Source organism: Neptunomonas sp. (assembly GCF_016744175.1).
Lineage (GTDB): Bacteria > Pseudomonadota > Gammaproteobacteria > Pseudomonadales > Balneatricaceae > Neptunomonas.
Genome location: NZ_JADGEV010000012.1, coordinates 102253 through 104192 on the forward strand (window position 1 = coordinate 102253; position 1940 = coordinate 104192).

At 45.4% G+C, this 1940-nt stretch carries 2 protein-coding genes; both read right to left on the reverse strand.

Annotated features, from left to right (window positions below; genetic code table 11):
- A partial coding sequence (locus QZZ55_RS07930) for a Crp/Fnr family transcriptional regulator (protein ID WP_293266785.1) occupies nucleotides 1-598 on the reverse strand: 598 nt, incomplete at its 3' end.
- A gap of 427 nt (nucleotides 599-1025) precedes the next feature.
- Nucleotides 1026-1940 (reverse strand): efflux RND transporter permease subunit (locus QZZ55_RS07935; RefSeq protein WP_293266786.1); only part of this gene is annotated, 915 nt, incomplete at its 5' end.

Genomic DNA, 1940 nt, shown 5'->3' on the forward strand with positions numbered 1-1940 from the left:
GTTTTAGCTCATTCAAGTGAACACCTACGGCCTCTCGAGTCACACCCAAAAGAGAGGCTAGATCTGTCTGAGATATGCTCAGTTCTTGTGAGGATTGCCACTGCGCTATCTGTAATAGCATTTGTGCTATGCGAGTGCGTAACGAAAGATTGACCGCACCGAAGTAACGACTAAAGAAATCAGTACTATACAAGGCTAGCTGATGCAAAATGGATCGATATATTTGAGGATTTTCATTTAATACCTCATCCAAATAATGCCCTTTCAGGAAGGCAAGCTGACATGGTTTAAACGCGCACGCATCTTGCGGACGTAGACCATCACCAAAATACCCCATAAAACCAAACCACTCTCCGGGAAGCAAATCTTGAACCAAAGTGTAGCTTCCTTCACCGTCACTGCCGCTAAACCGAACAGCTCCAGAGAGCACACAAAATATGCCTTCTGCAGTATCTCCCGCTCTATGAATCATTTCTCCTGAGCCATATTTAAGTAACGTCATATCCTTCGATAACTGAAGCCTACGTGACTCACTTAATACTGAAAAATGGCTGTCACCACCAAATAACAGCGCGTTATTCACAGAATCAGATGCCATGTTTAACACTCTTTGCCTTTGAGTTTATTAGTAAACACCACAGACGTGTTTCTATAAAGGCTATTAATGCTACAAGAAAGATGTTTACAAGAAAAAAGAGCCGTTCTCACCGGCAAACTCCGCCGGGATACTGGTTTGAGGTAAAACAAAGTGTTAGCCACCAAAGAGTGAATGTCTAGATTCAATAGTAGTCTTCACAGTTATTAACCTGGCAACAAGCAAGCCAGCAACTCCGAGCAACCAGTCCTTTATCGTTTACGTCGATAATTAGTTTGATAGAGCAGATATGTAGACGAGGACGGGCACAAACTCTTGGTTAAAAAAGGGCCCTCAGATAAGGGGCCCTGTATGATGATAAACGGTGTAAGCGCAGTAGGAACGAGAGGCCTTTTTAAGAATTTGAGCATCTCATGACAAACAACTTTTGCTATTCTTTAGTCAGTGGCTGATAAGGGATTCGGTAAAGCAAGGTAAATAGCACCGGCACAACAACCAGAGTCAGCACTGTCGCAAACCCCAGACCAAACATAATAGTAACCGCCATTGATTCGAAAAAGACATCAAATAGCAGCGGAATCATGCCCAGAATTGTTGTGATTGCAGCCATGGCTACTGGCCTTACTCGACTAACCGCAGAGTTGAAAACAGCAAGGTAAGGATCTTGGCCTTGTGAAAGTTCAAGGTTGATTTGATCAACCAGCACTATCCCATTTTTTAGCAACATTCCCGATAAGCTAAGTAAGCCTAGCAACGCCATAAAACTAAACGGTGCTCCCATGACTAACAGACCAACCGAAACACCGATGAGCGCAAGCGGTACAGTAGCCCAGATAACTAACGGCGCCCGAATCGAATTAAATAGAAGCACTGTGATAACAAACATCCCTAAATACCCCAATGGCAAGCCACCAAACAGTGCCGCCTGAGCATCACCAGCAGACTCATACTCTCCACCCCATTCCATTTTATAGCCCGGCGGCAAATCAATTGCCTCTATGCCCGGTCGAACTCGACCAAACAGAGTGGCGGCCGTTTCATCGCCCAACACATCATGATCAGCCATTACTGTAAGTGTACGCTTACGGTCACGGCGTAAAATCAATGAGTCTTCCCAATCAGTTTTAAAACCATGTGTCACTTGAGCGATAGGCACATAAGCATTAGCGGCCTGACTGTATATTTGCAGCTCAGGTAGGCTATCGATAGTTAGCCGCTCCGACTGAGGGGCCCTAGCCATGATCGGCAGCAATTGCGTGCCTTCACGGTACAGCCCTACCTGTTGGCCAGAGAAACTTGAGAGTAGCAACTGGTCAAGATCCTGCTTGCTAATACCCACTCTTCG